Annotated in this window: 15 protein-coding genes; 5 read left to right on the top strand and 10 right to left on the bottom strand. The window is 45.3% G+C overall.

Features of this window, described 5'->3' with window-relative positions:
• Positions 1-158: 158 nt before the first annotated feature.
• From AY605_RS10215 to radA, 9 genes are all read right to left on the bottom strand, one after another.
• Entirely contained in the window at positions 159-869 is a 711-nt protein-coding gene (locus tag AY605_RS10215; RefSeq protein ID WP_064096303.1) for a 16S rRNA (uracil(1498)-N(3))-methyltransferase, read from the bottom strand.
• 108 nt (positions 870-977) lie between these two features.
• Entirely contained in the window at positions 978-1,814 is an 837-nt protein-coding gene (gene metF, locus AY605_RS10210; protein ID WP_064096302.1) for a methylenetetrahydrofolate reductase [NAD(P)H], read from the bottom strand.
• Positions 1,815-1,996: 182 nt separating this feature from the next.
• Positions 1,997-3,379, bottom strand: a complete 1,383-nt coding sequence (gene ahcY / locus AY605_RS10205; protein WP_064096301.1) for an adenosylhomocysteinase — start codon at positions 3,377-3,379, stop codon at positions 1,997-1,999.
• A gap of 355 nt (positions 3,380-3,734) precedes the next feature.
• Complete coding sequence (locus tag AY605_RS10200) at positions 3,735-4,259, bottom strand: tetratricopeptide repeat protein (protein ID WP_064096300.1); 525 nt, start codon at positions 4,257-4,259, stop codon at positions 3,735-3,737.
• A 98-nt stretch (positions 4,260-4,357) separates the two neighbouring features.
• Complete coding sequence (locus AY605_RS10195; RefSeq protein ID WP_064096299.1) at positions 4,358-4,696, bottom strand: DUF3325 domain-containing protein; 339 nt, start codon at positions 4,694-4,696, stop codon at positions 4,358-4,360.
• Positions 4,693-6,426, bottom strand: a complete 1,734-nt coding sequence (locus tag AY605_RS10190) for a PepSY-associated TM helix domain-containing protein (RefSeq protein ID WP_064096298.1) — start codon at positions 6,424-6,426, stop codon at positions 4,693-4,695. The genes AY605_RS10195 and AY605_RS10190 overlap by 4 nt, the downstream gene beginning before the upstream one ends.
• Before the next feature lies 1 nt (position 6,427).
• Positions 6,428-6,784 (bottom strand): hypothetical protein, encoded by a 357-nt coding sequence (locus AY605_RS10185; protein WP_064096297.1) that lies wholly within the window; start codon positions 6,782-6,784, stop codon positions 6,428-6,430.
• Positions 6,785-7,005: 221 nt separating this feature from the next.
• The gene (locus tag AY605_RS10180; RefSeq protein ID WP_064096296.1) at positions 7,006-8,010 is read right to left on the bottom strand and encodes a Tim44 domain-containing protein; all 1,005 of its coding nucleotides are present in this window, start codon (positions 8,008-8,010) and stop codon (positions 7,006-7,008) included.
• 118 nt (positions 8,011-8,128) lie between these two features.
• Positions 8,129-9,520, bottom strand: coding sequence for a DNA repair protein RadA (radA, locus tag AY605_RS10175; RefSeq protein ID WP_004645722.1), 1,392 nt, complete (start codon positions 9,518-9,520; stop codon positions 8,129-8,131).
• Between the two features lie 174 nt (positions 9,521-9,694).
• Here radA and AY605_RS10170 point away from each other — a divergent pair, with 174 nt between their 5' ends.
• Entirely contained in the window at positions 9,695-10,099 is a 405-nt protein-coding gene (locus tag AY605_RS10170) for a hypothetical protein (protein WP_064096295.1), read from the top strand.
• 96 nt (positions 10,100-10,195) lie between these two features.
• Here the strand turns inward: AY605_RS10170 and AY605_RS10165 are convergent, their stop codons facing one another.
• Entirely contained in the window at positions 10,196-11,542 is a 1,347-nt protein-coding gene (locus AY605_RS10165; protein ID WP_064096294.1) for an alanine/glycine:cation symporter family protein, read from the bottom strand.
• Between the two features lie 319 nt (positions 11,543-11,861).
• Between AY605_RS10165 and AY605_RS10160 the strand changes: the two genes are divergently transcribed.
• The 4 genes from AY605_RS10160 to dapF all read left to right on the top strand — a co-directional run bounded on the left by AY605_RS10160 (position 11,862) and on the right by dapF (position 15,759).
• Positions 11,862-13,265 (top strand): amino acid permease, encoded by a 1,404-nt coding sequence (locus AY605_RS10160; RefSeq protein ID WP_064096293.1) that lies wholly within the window; start codon positions 11,862-11,864, stop codon positions 13,263-13,265.
• A 132-nt stretch (positions 13,266-13,397) separates the two neighbouring features.
• Positions 13,398-13,631: an LPS translocon maturation chaperone LptM gene (gene lptM, locus AY605_RS10155; RefSeq protein WP_064096473.1), complete on the top strand. Its 234-nt coding sequence runs from the start codon at positions 13,398-13,400 to the stop codon at positions 13,629-13,631.
• A gap of 24 nt (positions 13,632-13,655) precedes the next feature.
• Positions 13,656-14,900, top strand: coding sequence for a diaminopimelate decarboxylase (gene lysA, locus AY605_RS10150; protein ID WP_064096292.1), 1,245 nt, complete (start codon positions 13,656-13,658; stop codon positions 14,898-14,900).
• Between the two features lie 13 nt (positions 14,901-14,913).
• A complete protein-coding gene (gene dapF / locus AY605_RS10145; protein WP_064096291.1) occupies positions 14,914-15,759 on the top strand; it encodes a diaminopimelate epimerase in 846 nt (281 codons plus the stop codon).
• Positions 15,760-15,777 lie beyond the last annotated feature (18 nt).

Raw genomic sequence — 15,777 nt, 5'->3', positions numbered from 1 at the left:
TCCTATACGGTTTTCGTCCTTGTGCATTGTTATTATAAAAACCCCCAGGAAATGTGTGAAAATCAATTAATAAGTAGTTGTTATTCTTTAGTCGAGATTAGTTGTCTTAAAAATAAAAATCAACAAAATTAAAGACAAAATTTTACCTACCCGATGAACTAAAGTACATAATTTAAAATAGACAGGGCTACAACAGCGGCAGTTTCAGTACGCAGTACACGCTCGCCTATACACCAGTTACGAAAACCTTTGTGGTTGGCGGCATTAATTTCCGCTTCACTCAGACCTCCTTCGGGACCAATCAATAAGGCAAGATCCAGGGTCGCATCTGCCAGTACATCTGTTTCATGTTTATTGGGTGCTAAAACCAGTTTGGTATCTGGCAATTCATTTTCCAGCCATCTTTCAAGGGAAATGGGTGCTAAAATCTTGGGTACAATATTTAGACCACACTGTTCACAAGCGGCAATAGCAACACCTTGCCAATGTTCCAGTTTTTTCTGGTCGCGATCATACTTTAAACGCATTTCGCAACGTTCCGAGGTCAACAGCTGAATCTCGGATACGCCCAGTTCGACAGCTTTCTGAATTGCATAATCCATACGGTCGCCTTTGCTCATGACCTGACCGAGCAAAGCCTGAAACTTGGGTGTGCGATTAGCGGGATTGAATGCATTGACCGAGACCGTAGCTGATTTTTTAGCAACTTCAGTAAGGGTCACTTCATATTCACCACCCTGTCCATTAAACAATATTGCAGTTTCGCCCACTTGAGCACGTAATACCTTCACCCAATGATGAAAAACGGTTTCTGTTAACTCGACCGCAATATCAACATTTAAGTCTGCTTCAATAAAAAAACGTGGCATGGGGTGATTACTCTCAGGTAGAACAAAACAGGACTGCATTGCTGTTTTCCCTCTTTGAATTTCTTCCAGAGAAAGAAAGAGTGGGGAAACTCAATGCAGCCTAGAAACTTATGCGAGACCTAAGTCTTTCACAAGCTGGCGTGTAGGATCAGTAGTATTCATGGTGTAAAAGTGCAGGCTTGGCGCCCCACCTGCAAGCAGGCGCTCACAGAATTTCACCACAACTTCGTGGCCAAAGGCTTTAATACTGGCCGTGTCATCACCATAGGTAGCCAGTTGTTTGCGAATCCAGCGTGGAATTTCAGCACCAGTACCATCAGCAAAACGAATCAGATTACTGGCATTGGTAATTGGCATGATGCCAGGGGCAACCGGAATATCGATTCCTGCTTTCTGAATACGATCTACAAAATAGAAATAAGCATCTGGATTGAAGAAGAACTGGGTTAATGCCGCATTGGCGCCCGCATTGACTTTATCAACAAAGTGCTGAATGTCTTTGTCAAAGCTTTCAGCCTGTGGATGCATTTCCGGATAAGCTGCCACTTCAATCTTGAAATGATCACCTGAATGTTCACGAATAAAGCGGACCAGATCCTGTGCATAAGGTAATTCACCCAAACCGACCTGACCAGAAGGTAAGTCACCACGCAGGGCAACAATACGGTCAATACCTTGAGATTTGTACAGGTCTAGAAGTTCTGCAATACGTGCCTTATCATCGCCAATACAAGACAGGTGAGGGGCGACAGGTGCGCCTTTTCCATTAAAGTCGTTGATGGTAGACAGGGTACGTTCACGGGTTGAACCGCCAGCACCATAGGTCACAGAAAAGAATTCTGGATTTAAGAGTTGTAACTCTTGATGTACAAGCTTGAGTTTTTCCGCGCCTACATCAGTTTTGGTTGGGAAGAATTCAAATGAAATTGGAATCTGTTTAGACATGTTCAAATCCTTTTTATAAATACTTTTTAATTAGTTTTACCTCTCTTAAGTCCTCTCTTGCGCTGAGCTTCAAAGCGGTGCTTTAAGCACGCTCAGGAGAGGATTTACCCTCGATGACATACATTTGGTAATGAATGTTCCCTCTCCCTATGGGAGAGGGTTAGGGAGAGGGTTGAGTTTAATTAGTATTTATAAGCATCCGACTTGAACGGACCTTCAACAGGTACACCTAGGTAGTCTGCCTGTTCTGGAGTCAATTGAGTCAAAACACCACCGAAACCAGCAACCATCGCAGCAGCAACCTCTTCATCTAATTTCTTAGGAAGAAGTTCTACACGAATTTGTGCAGCTTTTTCAGATTCTGGAAGATCAGCAAATTTCTCAGCGAATAAATGCATTTGACCCAATACCTGGTTGGCAAATGAACCATCCATAATACGTGATGGGTGACCAGTCGCATTACCAAGGTTCACCAAACGGCCTTCAGAAAGCAGGATCAGGTAATCATTTTCATTTTCTGAACGATACACTTGGTGTACTTGAGGTTTAACTTCAACCCACTTATAGCCACGTAGGTAAGCTGTATCAATTTCAGTATCGAAGTGACCGATATTACATACAACAGCACCCGATTTTAATGAATCAAGCATTGCGGAATCACAAACGTGGTAGTTACCCGTAGTCGTTACGATCAGGTCAGTGTTTTGAAGAAGGTCAACATTGATGTCTTCTTTCTTGCCAGTTTGCACGCCATTTTTGTATGGAGATACAACTTCATAACCGTCCATACATGCTTGCATTGCACAGATTGGGTCAACTTCAGTTACGCGTACAATCATGCCTTCTTGACGAAGGGATTGAGCAGAACCTTTACCTACGTCACCGTAACCGATTACCAGCGCACGACGGCCAGATAAAAGCATATCTGTACCACGTTTGATTGCATCATTTAGTGAATGGCGGCAACCGTATTTGTTGTCGTTTTTAGACTTGGTTACTGAATCGTTTACGTTGATTGCAGGAACTTTTAAAGTACCGTCACGAAGCATTTCGTACAGACGTTGAACACCTGTCGTTGTTTCTTCAGTTACACCGTGAATTTTTGCAATCACTTCTGGGTATTTTTCGTGAACAAGTAGCGTTAAGTCACCGCCATCGTCAAGAATCATGTTGGCATCCCAAGGCGTGCCATTTACATTGATTTGTTGTTCAAGACACCACATGTATTCTTCTTCAGTTTCGCCTTTCCAAGCAAACACAGGAATGCCCGCAGCAGCGATAGCAGCAGCAGCATGGTCTTGAGTAGAGAAGATGTTACATGAAGTCCAACGAACTTCAGCACCCAATTCAACCAGTGTTTCAATAAGAACAGCAGTTTGAATGGTCATATGGATACAGCCGAGAATTTTCGCGCCTGCCAGTGGTTTTGCTGCCGAGTAGCGTTTACGCAGACCCATTAGGGCTGGCATTTCAGCTTCAGCAAGTTTGATTTCTTTACGGCCGTAATCAGCAAGTGAAATATCAGCAACTTTGTAATCTGTAAATGAAGCAGTAACCGCGTTCATCAGGATCTCCTAGGAAAAAATAGATTGGATCGTTCTGTTCGCGGATGCCGTTGTTGATCAGAACGAATGTCTGACCGATGGTCGAGCCTAGCGATTTTACATTTTTAGTGCCTGTAAAACGTCGCAGCATCCCTCGACTAGCGCAGTATTGTACTTGGAATCTAAACATGAGCCAAGTTGAAAAAGATAATATTATTTATTTTCTGTATTTTGAGCTTTTAATTGATCAAAAGCCTATCAACATAAATACGGTAAATTGAATGTTTTCTTTTAAGATTCTTTTGAGTCTTCTGCATCATGTAGGAGAGAGTATGAGAGTTAAATAAAAAGCCCATCATTTGACGGGCTCTTCGTTTTATTTAGCTTCTTGCTCAGCAGCATCCGCTTTTTGGGTCCAGAACTCAGCTAGTTTCTCATCGCCATCTACACCTAAACCATTGGCATAAATAAAAGCAAGATCGCGCATGGCCTGAACTTCACCCCATTCCGCAGCCTGTTTAACTAAAGAAATTGATTTTTCTACATCTTTTTCAACCACATCACCGCGACGGTAGAAACCGGCCAGCTCTAAAGTCGCAGCAGGGTGCTTCTCGATATTGGCCTTGCTTAACCAGTAATAGGCTAACTCAAAGTGAGCTTTGGATTCTTCCGGATCTTCTTCTGCTAGTTCTTTGGCATAAACGGTATAACCTTCACCTAACCAGTACATAGCATCCACCAACCCACCGTTGGCAGCTTTCAATGCCCATTCTTCAGCAAGAATGATGTCATCATCATGCTCGCTTTGCATATACAGTTCAGCCAGTTCAAATTGTGCTTTAGCATTGCCTGATAAAGCAAGATTAGTCAGGGCAGCAGAGGGAGAAACACGCTGGGTCATATCAACATCTCAAAAATATTGTGCGTAGACTAAAAGGTTTAAAGAAAAAAAGCCAATCCGAAGATCAGCTTTTAAAAAGGTAGTGATGAATCAATCAACTAGATCAAGCAAAAAATCCCTGAGATCGAGGCGATGAATACACAGAACATTACGATCACTTTAATTTTACTTGCCAGATAACTCAGACTTAAACCGACCACCAGTGCTGCAAAAGTCAGACTGCCCAGCCAGTAACTGATCATATTGCTGACAGCTCCTGTCAACAGGCATAGAGTCAGGGCAATTATGAGCAATACCCAGCCGAGAATAGGCGCAAGTTGTGTTTTTGCAGGGTCAAGTTCTGTGTCAAAAATCTGTTTTTGATGTTTGGACATCGACATTGCAAGCGCAAAGAAACCCAGTGAAGTTAAAGCCCAAATCAGTAAGAAGAACATCATGCCTGCTTCTCCTTGAGAGCAACCTTGACTTTTTTAGACGGCAAACCTTTATGGTTTTTCACTTTTTTAAATGAAAACCAGAACAGGATCGCAAGCACCCACATCGCCAGATCAAAAGAAGCAATGACCCATTGACCATGCATGATGCTATTCCAGATCGCCTGACCGCCGGTCATGAAATTCACGATTGGCAGCAAGGCAAATGCAGCAGTGGCAAGCAGTAATAGTTCCAGCCAGGCCTGACGATGACTGCGAATCATGGCATACAGCAATGTCAGTAACCAGACAATAAAGAAGCTACGAATTTCCCAGTTCAAACGCATCTCCATGTCTGCCGGAATAAAACGGTTGGCATAGAAATAGGCAGCACAGGCAATCGGTAAGCCAATAATGGCAGCGATAGTGGTGACTTCCACAAGACGATATCCAAACGATTTATAGCCTTGTTTCTGTTGCTGCGGTGCACGTTTAACACACCATAGAATCAAGCCGGTCGCAATCATCAAGGTGCCGACCACACCTGACATGAACAATAACCAGCGTAAAGCCAGATCCACGCCACGTGCTTCATGCAATGTGGTGAATATATTATAAATACCATTTGCGACTGAAGGTATTTTCAGGGTGGTTTGATCCGGCTCTAAATCACCTGTTACGCCATTAAAAGCCAGACTTGGATAAACATTGCGATAAGCTACGCTGACTCCGTTTAAGGCACGAAGCTCAATTTCAGCTTTTACGGTATTCGGCTGGATAATGGTTATCGTGCCAACCGAGTTATTTTTCCATTCTTTTTCGGCTGTTGCCAAGATCGGAGCCAGATCGGTTAATGGTGCAGGAGATGCAACTTGCATTTCATCACGAGAGCGGCGACTTTCACCACGTGCAGACATTTCACCGCGCTCGCCACGATTTTCTCTCTCAGCTTGCGGTCGACGTTCTTTACTTTCACTACGGCCATCACGGGATTCAGCTTGAATACTGGTGTTCTGAATCAAACTTTTACGTTGATCCTGAAGGAAAGCACCTCGATTTTCATAAATCTGGTTTACGCCCCAAGGCATCAGGGTAAAGAGTAATAGTAATAAGCCACTGAAGGTAATCATGATATGAAAGGGCAGGGCAAATACCGCAGTAGCATTATGTGCATCCAACCAGGAACGCTGACCTTTGCCGGGACGGAAAGTAAAAAAATCCTTGAAAATTTTCTTATGGGTAATGACACCGCTGATGATTGCCACCAGCATGAGCAGGGTTGCAATACCGACAATCCAGCGCGCCCAGATTCTTGGCAAACCATACAATTCAAAGTGGAAACGGTATAAGAATGAACCGCCGCGTGTTTCACGCGCTTGCAAAACTTCGCCCGTGGCGCTGTCAATTGTCACACGGGTACCACCACGACGGGCACGCGGATCTTCACCGGTACTACGAATAGTCAGGGTGGTGGTATTTTGGCGTGTGGTAGGAAGCTGAATCGCCCAGCTGCCGGCATCCGGATGGTGCTGTTGCAGATAAGCCAGTGCCACACGGGTTTGTTCGATTTGAGTCTTTGGTGGAACTGACTGATGAAATTCCGGTTTCATCCAGACGGTAATTTCGTTCTGGAAAAAACTCAAGGTTCCCGTTAAAAATATCGCATATAAAAGCCAGCCTAAAATCAGACTGGCCCAGGTATGCAACCATGCCATCGATTGGCGCGGACCTTCGGGTTTTGCATCTATTCTCATTTTAATTTCCTAAAAGCTTATAGGCGATATAGAGCAAAACACCGGGAATCGCGATCCCGAGCGTAGCTTTGAGCGTTTTATTCACCATAAATACCCAGATAAATGCAGCAGTATTCAAGCTAAAGCCACTCAGGGTCGCGGACATGGCAGCACTGCTTCCACTGTCGATAAAAAGCTGGGCAATCACGATCGTTGCCAGTGTAGCCAGTAGATAACCGCCCACACCCGCCAGAATAAAGCGATATAAAATCATCCCACGGTAAGCCAGCATATTGGCTTTGACTTTATTTTTGCTTGAGGGATTTGGTGCAGTAACTGTTCCAGTCGCTATGGTTTGCATATTCGGACTATTCATCATCGGAAATTCTATTTACAAATTTATGAAGTAATTAGTGAGAATGATAACAATTATTATTTATATTTAAAATAAGAAATATAAAGCTATTTAAGTGAAAAATATAAAGAACTATTGATAAGTCTAAAAAAAGGGGGGGAGGGGGAGCGTGGATTAAAATATATAGAATTTAAAAATAAAAACAGCGGCTTGAAAGCCGCTGTTTAAAAACAATCTATTACGAATTAGTCTTGCTGAATACCTGCAACCACCCAGTCCTGATTTGAAGCTGCTGGTTTGGTGAAATGCCAGATTTCTGCGAACGGTTGCGGCAAGCTGTTTAAGTCTTCGCTTACCGTACCGGTAAAGCGTACGCTGACAATATACTGGCCATTGTCAGTCGATGAGTCGACAACCATCGCATTCAGATTTAAAAACTCGGCAACATCCTGATCCTGATTACTCATGATGTCGTTATACATTGACTGATAAAGATCAGGAGTCAGATAACGCTGAATTTCAGAAATGTTGCTTGCTGTATTCATGGACTGAATATGGTTAAAACGCTGACGCGCTACACGCAAGAATGCAGCAGGTTCAGTACCATCCGGTAACTGGCTGCCACTTTGGGTATAAGCTGCACCAAAAGGCGCATTATTTACCGGAGCGGAACCAAGCGGAGCATTATTGCTTGACGTTTGACCACCCACGTTCTGGCCAAAAATATTGGTACTGTCACCACCGCGAGGTGCAGTCGGTGCCTGACCAAAAGGTGCTGTATTACCAGCACCGCTATTTGGTGCAAAAGGGTTAGAAGCTACTTTTTTTTTTGCGCTCATTTTACGGAAAATGAAGAAGGCAACAGCAGCAGCAAGAAGGATCCAGATCCAGCCCGGAATACCACCTTTTTCCTCTTCTGCTTGAGCAGCCTGAGCTTCAGATGCTGCTACACTTTGATCATCCGCCAAGGCATTGGCAGCAACTGCACCAATCGCAGCACCGGCTACACCCGCGGCCACCATACCGCCGACACCCGGACCAGATTTTTGCTGGGTTGCAGCACCGGCAACTGGCGCTTGTTGAGCAGGCGCAGTTTGACGAGGTTGTTGATAAGATTGAGTAGGTTGTGCAGAACGTTGCATGCCGTGACTTTTACCGCCACCGGCACGTTTTGCTTCAGCTGCAAAAGGCGCAACCAATAAAACTGCTGTCAAGAGACCTGTGATCAAACCGCGCTGTCGAACTTCCATTCATTTTTCCTATGAGAATAAAACCTGTTTGTACAGTCTATTTATATAGGCTTTGTGTGGAATTTCAATCAAAAATCTGTATTTTTTTGCTCTTTGTACCAAATAGGCCAGTTTACAGTTAGTTGAGTTCATCACTCAGCGCCATCGCCTCGCTTAAGGCTTCATGTAAACGCGCAACTGCAATAATTTGCACGCCTTCAATGGGTTTTTGCGGTGCATTGCCGCGAGGGACAATAATATATTTAAACCCATGTTTAATCGCTTCTTTTAGGCGTTCCTGGCCGTTCGGCACAGGACGAATCTCTCCAGACAGGCCGACTTCACCAAAAACCGCCAGCTGTTGCGGTAAGGCTTTGCCACGAATGCTGGAGGCGCAGGCGAGAAGTACCGCCAGATCCGAACCGGTTTCGGTGATTTTCAACCCACCGACGATATTGACATAAACATCCTGGCCGGAGGTTTGCACACCACCATGCCGATGCATGACTGCAAGGAGCATATTTAGACGGTTCTGATCCAGGCCAAGCGCTACACGTCTTGGTTGGCCATGTGCATCATCGACCAGTGCCTGAACTTCAACTAGGAGCGGGCGCGTACCTTCCCTGCTGATCATAACAATTGAGCCTGGAATGGCTTCATCATAACGGCTTAAAAAGATGGCTGAAGGATTAGATACTTCGCGCAGACCTTTGTCGGTCATGCCGAACACACCGAGTTCATTAACCGCACCAAAACGGTTTTTGACTGCTCGGATCATTCGGTAACGTGAATCCGACTGGCCTTCAAAATACAGCACACAGTCGACCATATGTTCCAGTACACGTGGGCCGGCCAGTGCGCCTTCTTTGGTCACATGACCGACCAGAAACAAAGACGTGCCGCTATTTTTGGCAAAACGGGTCAACAGGGCCGCTGATTCACGAATCTGTGAGACACCACCCGGTGCAGATTGCAGGGTTTCGGTATACAAGGTTTGGATCGAGTCCAGGATTGCCACCGCAGGACGTTGCTGGGCCAGCACTTCACAAATACGTTCGACGCAGGTTTCTGCCATGACTTTGAGCTGGTCGGTCGGCAGATCCAGACGCTGGGCACGTAAAGCCACCTGAGACAAGGATTCCTCACCGGTCACATACAGGGCCGGATTTTTGGCAGATGCCATGTGCGTGGCTGTTTGTAGCAAGATGGTAGATTTACCAATCCCGGGATCACCGCCGATCAGGACCACCGAACCGGTCACCAGTCCGCCACCCAAGACCCGGTCAAATTCGCTGATACCCGTCGGAAGACGGGTTTCATGAGAGACTGAGACCTGATTTAAGGTAGTAATGCTAGACGCCTGGCCGGCGTATCCACCACCAATTTTTGGCTGGGCGCGATGCGTCACTGCCGGTGCAATGGTCACCTCAACCAGGCTGTTCCATTCCCCGCATTCAGAACACTGCCCCGACCATTTGGGATGATCGGCACCACATTGTTCACAACGATACACACTTTTTGCTTTAGCCATATTTGAAGATGAAGCGATTGAAATTGAGTGACAGCATAGCGGTGAATGCTATCGAAAACCAAGCCTTTCACCTGAAAAATCATGGTTTTTACGACAAGGTTTGTCGCTTTTATTTATGCTGATTTGAATACTGTGCGGTAACGCCGTCTATAATGCCCGTCTTGTTATGCTGGAATGGAACAGATCTTGTCACAATTGCTGAAACATATTGATGCGATCGCACGTGAAAAAAACCGTGATGTGTTATTTGTGCATTTTGATCATTATATACATCCAGATCGGAACGCAGACTCGGTTCGCCAAATGTTGATCGGCTGGCTAGAGCAACAGGGGATTGCCTATATGCCGTGTTTAGGTCTGGATCAAACCGTCCATAGTGAAATCTACCTGGGTGGGCTTTATCTGGATGTACCTTTTGATCTGCATCATAAAACCTATCAAAAACTGAGTGGATATCTGGAAGATGAACAGGGCAATATGAAAATTGAAGGCATTCAGTTCTTTGTTTTATCTTTAGGACTGGCACTGGAGCTTGAATCTGAGCGGGACAAGCTCGCCTGTAGTGGTTTACGTTGCTAAAATTTCATAATGAAAAATGGGAAAACTGAAGTATAAAAAAGCCACGATTTACGTGGCTTTTTTATACTTGGATTGAGTATTTACAAAACTTATCTATTAATACAGCTCACCAGATTTACGTTTTGCAATGAAGTCTTTCGATTCTTTGGCAATGACACCAGACAGTAATAATAATGCGATTAAGTTCGGCACCGCCATGAGGCCGTTAAAGGTATCGGCGAATAGCCAGACCAGATCCAGTGTTGCAATGCAGCCGATAAACACTGAGGCAATATAAATAATGCGATAGGGCAAAACGAATTTTTCGCCAAGTAAATAGCTGGTACATTTTTCGCCATAGTAGCTCCAGCCCAAAATAGTGGAATAAGCGAAGAAAATGATTCCGAAAGTCACCACCCAGCCACCAATACCAGGTAGCAGCTTGTCGAATACACCGATGGTTAATACGGCACCGGTTTGGCCTCCGAATGAATTGCCTGCCATGATATAGCCCATGACCAGAACAATACCGGTGATTGAACAGACAATAATGGTATCAATGAAGGTACCGGTCATAGACACCAGACCTTGACGGGCCGGATGATCGGTTTTTGCCGCTGCGGCCGCAATGGGTGCAGAGCCCATACCCGCTTCGTTGGAGAATACGCCACGTGCTACACCATAACGAATCGCCGCACCAATTGCACCGCCCACTGCGGCCTCTCCAGTAAAGGCATAGGTGAAGATGATTTTAAGCGCAGGAACGACCAGTTCGAGATTATTAAAGATGATAATTAATCCCCCTGCCACATAGCCTATAGCCATAATAGGAACAATCAGTGACGCTGCTCTGGAAATTGATTTAATCCCGCCCAAAATCACCAGTGCCGAAAAAGCGGTGATAATGATACCCGTCATCCAGGTTTCGATGCCCAAGCTGTTTTGCACTGCCAATGCTACGGTATTGGACTGTACGGAGCTGCCGATTCCAAAAGAAGCCAGAGTTCCGAACAAGGCAAAAATCAGCGCCAGCCATTTCCATTTGAGGCCTCGTTCGATGTAGTACATCGGGCCACCGGACATTTCACCTTTCTCATTTTTAATTCGGTATTTGACTGCCAGAACACCTTCACCGTATTTGGTTGCCATACCAAAGAGGGCAGTCATCCACATCCAGAACACAGCCCCTGGACCACCAAGAACACAGGCAGTGGCCACGCCGGCAATATTACCGGTACCAATCGTGGCAGAAAGTGCGGTCATGAGTGAAGCAAATTGGGAAATATCACCTGCGTGGTCTGGGTGCTTGCCAAAGACCTGTTTAAAAGCCAGTGGCAACATGCGGAACTGCCAGAACAATAAACGGAAGGTGAGGAATACCCCGGTACCGACAATCAGTACCAGCATATAAGGGCCCCAGACCCAGCCGCTTAAAGTTTCCATTAAACTTTGTAAATTTTGCATAAAATTCTTCTTATGGATCCATGTTTGCGTCGTTCGAGATATTGATTAAAAAGCAATTGCTATGCCAGATGCCTTCATCCTGAGTGCATAAAATGGCTGAATAGTGTTCCATTTTTTACATAATTTTAGGGGTTTTACAAGAAATTACTGAAATCTTGCAGGTCAAAAATAAGGCAGAAATGTGTTTGGAGAGCGATATAAGAAAAATAAATTAACTTCTTCAATTAATCAGGAAATACAAATGATGTGATTTTTATTTTTGTATTCAGCATTTTTTACGTTAATTTGTCGCAAGTAAAATTCGAAGTTGTAATTAATAATGTCAGAAAACTATAACAATTCGTCGGCGGAGCACGATGAATTAAAGCGGAGTCTATCCAACCGGCACCTACAGCTAATTGCCATTGGGGGTGCCATCGGAACCGGCCTGTTTATGGGATCGGGTAAAACCATCAGTCTCGCAGGACCTTCGATTCTGGTGATCTATATGATCATCGGTTTTATGGTCTTTCTGGTGATGCGTGCACTGGGCGAACTGTTACTTTCCAACTTGCAATATAAATCATTTATTGATTTTGCCACGGATCTGATTGGGCCTTGGGCCGGATACTTTGTTGGCTGGACCTACTGGCTGTGCTGGATCACCATCGGGATCGCAGATCTGTCCGCCATCATTTACTATCTGCAATTCTTCAATAATGGCTTGCCCTTTAGTCCTGAAGAGGGGGTAATGATCAGTATTGCCTCGATTGTGTTTATCATAGGCTTGAATCTGGTTACGGTAAAACTGTTTGGTGAAATGGAATTCTGGTTTGCCCTGGTCAAGATTATTGCCATTGTGGTGCTGATTGCCGTCGGCCTCTGGATGATCTTTACAGGATTCACTTCTGATGCTGGAACGGTCGCTTCATTTAGTCATATCTGGGATCATGGCGGGATATTCCCTACAGGTGCCATGGGCTTCCTTGCCGGTTTCCAGATTGCCATCTTTGCCTTTGTCGGGGTGGAGCTGGTAGGGACTACTGCGGCTGAAACCAAAGATCCAGAAAAGAACCTGCCAAAAGCAGTGAATTCTATTCCGATCCGTATCATTATTTTCTATGTTTTGGCATTGCTGATTGTGATGTCAGTGACACCCTGGAACCAGATTGACCCGAATGTTTCGCCCTTTGTAAACCTGTTCAGTCAGGCTGGCATTGCAGCGGCTGCGATTATCATGAATCTGGTGGTGTTGTCCTCGGTAATGTCATCAATGAACAGTGGTGTATTCTCGACCAGCCGTATGCTGTTTGGCCTGTCACGTGAAAAGCAGGCACCGGTGGCTTTTGGTCGCCTGAACCGTCGTGCGGTTCCTGCCAACGCCCTGTATTTCTCAGCGGTATGTTTGTTGCTGGGAGCAGCACTGCAGTATTTTGTTCCAAATACTGTCCGGGCATTTACCTTGGCCACGACTTTGTCCACGATTCTGTTTATCTGTGTCTGGATCATTATTATCTGGAGCTATATCGTGTATTACAAAACACGTCCAGAACTGCATGCCAAATCAACCTTTAAGTTGCCGGGCGGTCTGGTGACCTGCTGGATGGTAATTATCTTCTTCCTCAGCATGATTGTGGTCTTGGCGCTGGAAGAAGATACCCGCCAAGCCCTGATGGTCAGTCCGATCTGGTTTATTTTGCTAATCATTGGCTATTTTGGCTTCTATAAACAGAAACATAAATAAACCTTATCAATAAAAACGTCAGCGATCTGCTGGCGTTTTTTTTTGTCTAAAGATACTCTCTAGCGTTTAACGCTTGGGTCATGCTGAATGATCGCGTTATACTTCATCGAAACTATTACATTAGGTGGTCAGATGCGCCAAGTCATTTGCTACATCAGTATCTTAGCGACAGGTCTCGTTCTTGCAGGTTGTGGACAGTCAGGTGCTTTGCACTTGCCAAATGATCCGAATTACGACAAGCGGGCCAAGTATCTGTTATACAAAAATACTGAAAATGAGTCCAAAGCGTCCGATGAAGAACGCGAGATACCCATGCCACAACAGTTTGCTGCACCTGCCGATTCAGACGTTAAAACCACACCATAACGCTTTCACAGAAAGGATACCTTCATGAGTTTCACCCGCATTAATGGGGTATTGCACGCTGAGCAATGTTCATTACAACAGCTCGCGGAGCAATTTGGCACACCACTTTATGTTTATTCCAAAGCCACTTTGGAAAAACATTTTTTAGATATGGACCGTGCTTTTAACTTTATCGATCATCAAATCTGTTTTGCGGTAAAGTCCAACTCTAATCTTGCGGTATTGAATGTATTGGCAAAGCAAGGTGCAGGTTTTGATATTGTGACCGGTGGTGAATTGGCCCGTGTGCTGAAAGCCGGTGGTGATGCATCGAAAATTGTATTTTCCGGTTTGGGTAAAACTGAAGCAGATATCAAAAAAGCGTTGGAAGTCGGGATCGCGTGTTTCAACGTAGAATCTTATGCCGAGCTGGATCGTATTCAAAAGGTGGCGGCTGAATTGAATGTCAAAGCACCGATTTCATTGCGCGTGAATCCGGATGTGGATGCCAAAACCCATCCTTATATTTCAACCGGCTTAAAAGAAAATAAATTCGGTATTCCATCGGATAGCGTGTTTGAAACCTATCAATATGCGGCGTCATTGCCAAATCTGGATGTGGTCGGAATTGACTGCCATATCGGTTCACAGCTGACCGAAACCCAGCCATTTGTGGATGCACTGGATCGAGTGATTGTCATGATTGAGCAGTTGAAAGAGCTGGGCATCCATCTTAAACACATTGATATCGGTGGCGGTCTGGGCGTGACGTATAAAGATGAAACCCCGCCGTCGGTTGAAGAATATGCCAATGCACTGCGTCCAGCTTTAGAAAAACTGGGCTTGAAGGTGTATATGGAGCCGGGACGCAGTATTTCTGCCAATGGGGGGGTGCTACTGACCAAAGTGGATCTGCTGAAGCCGACCAGTCACCGCAACTTCGCGATTATTGATGCAGCGATGAATGACCTGATTCGTCCAGCTTTGTATGAAGCATGGATGGACATTCAACCTGTTAGGCCGCGTACTGATGTTGAAAGCAAAGAATGGGATGTCGTGGGTGCCATCTGTGAAACTGGTGATTTCCTGGGTAAAGAGCGCGAGCTTGCAATCAAGGAAAATGATGTGCTGGCAGTGCTTGGTGCGGGTGCATACGGTTTTGTCATGAGTTCAAACTATAACAGCCGTGGCCGTGCTGCTGAGGTGATGGTCGACGTCGATCAGGCGCATCTGATTCGTGAACGTGAAACGATTGAATCCCTCTGGGAACGTGAGCGTTTATTGCCTTAAGGAGTAAATCAGGATGTTATTAGAATTTACCAAGATGCATGGCTTGGGCAATGACTTTATGGTAGTGGACCTGATCAGCCAGCGTGCTTATCTGGATACCCTGACGATTCAACGCCTGGCCAACCGTCACTTTGGTGTTGGTTTTGATCAGTTATTGATCGTTGAGCCGCCTGATATTCCGAGTGCAGATTTTAAATACCGGATTTTTAATGCTGATGGTTCGGAAGTGGAACAATGTGGCAATGGTGTGCGCTGTTTTGCCAAGTTTGTGCATGATCGACAGTTGACCGCCAAAACCAAAATCAAGGTACAAACCAAGTCAGGTATTGTAGTACCAGAATTGGGCGCGAATGGCTGGGTGCGTGTGAATATGGGCTATCCAAAATTCCTGCCGCAGGAAATTCCATTTGTGGCTGATGCACCGGAAAGCCTGTATGACATCGATCTTGCTGACGGTGAAAAGCTGACGATTGATGTGGTGAATATGGGTAATCCGCATGCGGTGACCATTGTACCGGATGTGATTACTGCAGATGTCGCACGTATTGGTCCGCAGGTCGAGTCGCATGTGCGTTTCCCGGCACGGGTCAATGCCGGATTTATGCAGATTATTGATGAGAAACATGCACGTTTACGGGTATATGAACGTGGTGTAGGCGAGACCTTGGCCTGTGGTACAGGTGCCTGTGCAGCCGCAGTGTCTGGTATGCGCCGTGGTCTGCTGTCGAGCAAAGTCGAAATCGAACTTGCAGGTGGAAAGTTGCAGATTGAGTGGAAAGAAGGTGATGTGGTGTGGATGACCGGTCCAACGGCTACCGTGTATGAAGGTCGTCTGGATTTACGTTACTTCCAGAGCTAGATTTCGTGCCGCTTGAGA

Origin of the sequence: Acinetobacter sp. SFD (genome assembly GCF_001647575.1) — a bacterium.
GTDB classification, from domain to species: Bacteria; Pseudomonadota; Gammaproteobacteria; order Pseudomonadales; family Moraxellaceae; genus Acinetobacter; species Acinetobacter pecorum.
Note: the sequence above shows the minus strand (reverse complement) of the source record. Positions and strands in the feature narration are given on the sequence as shown.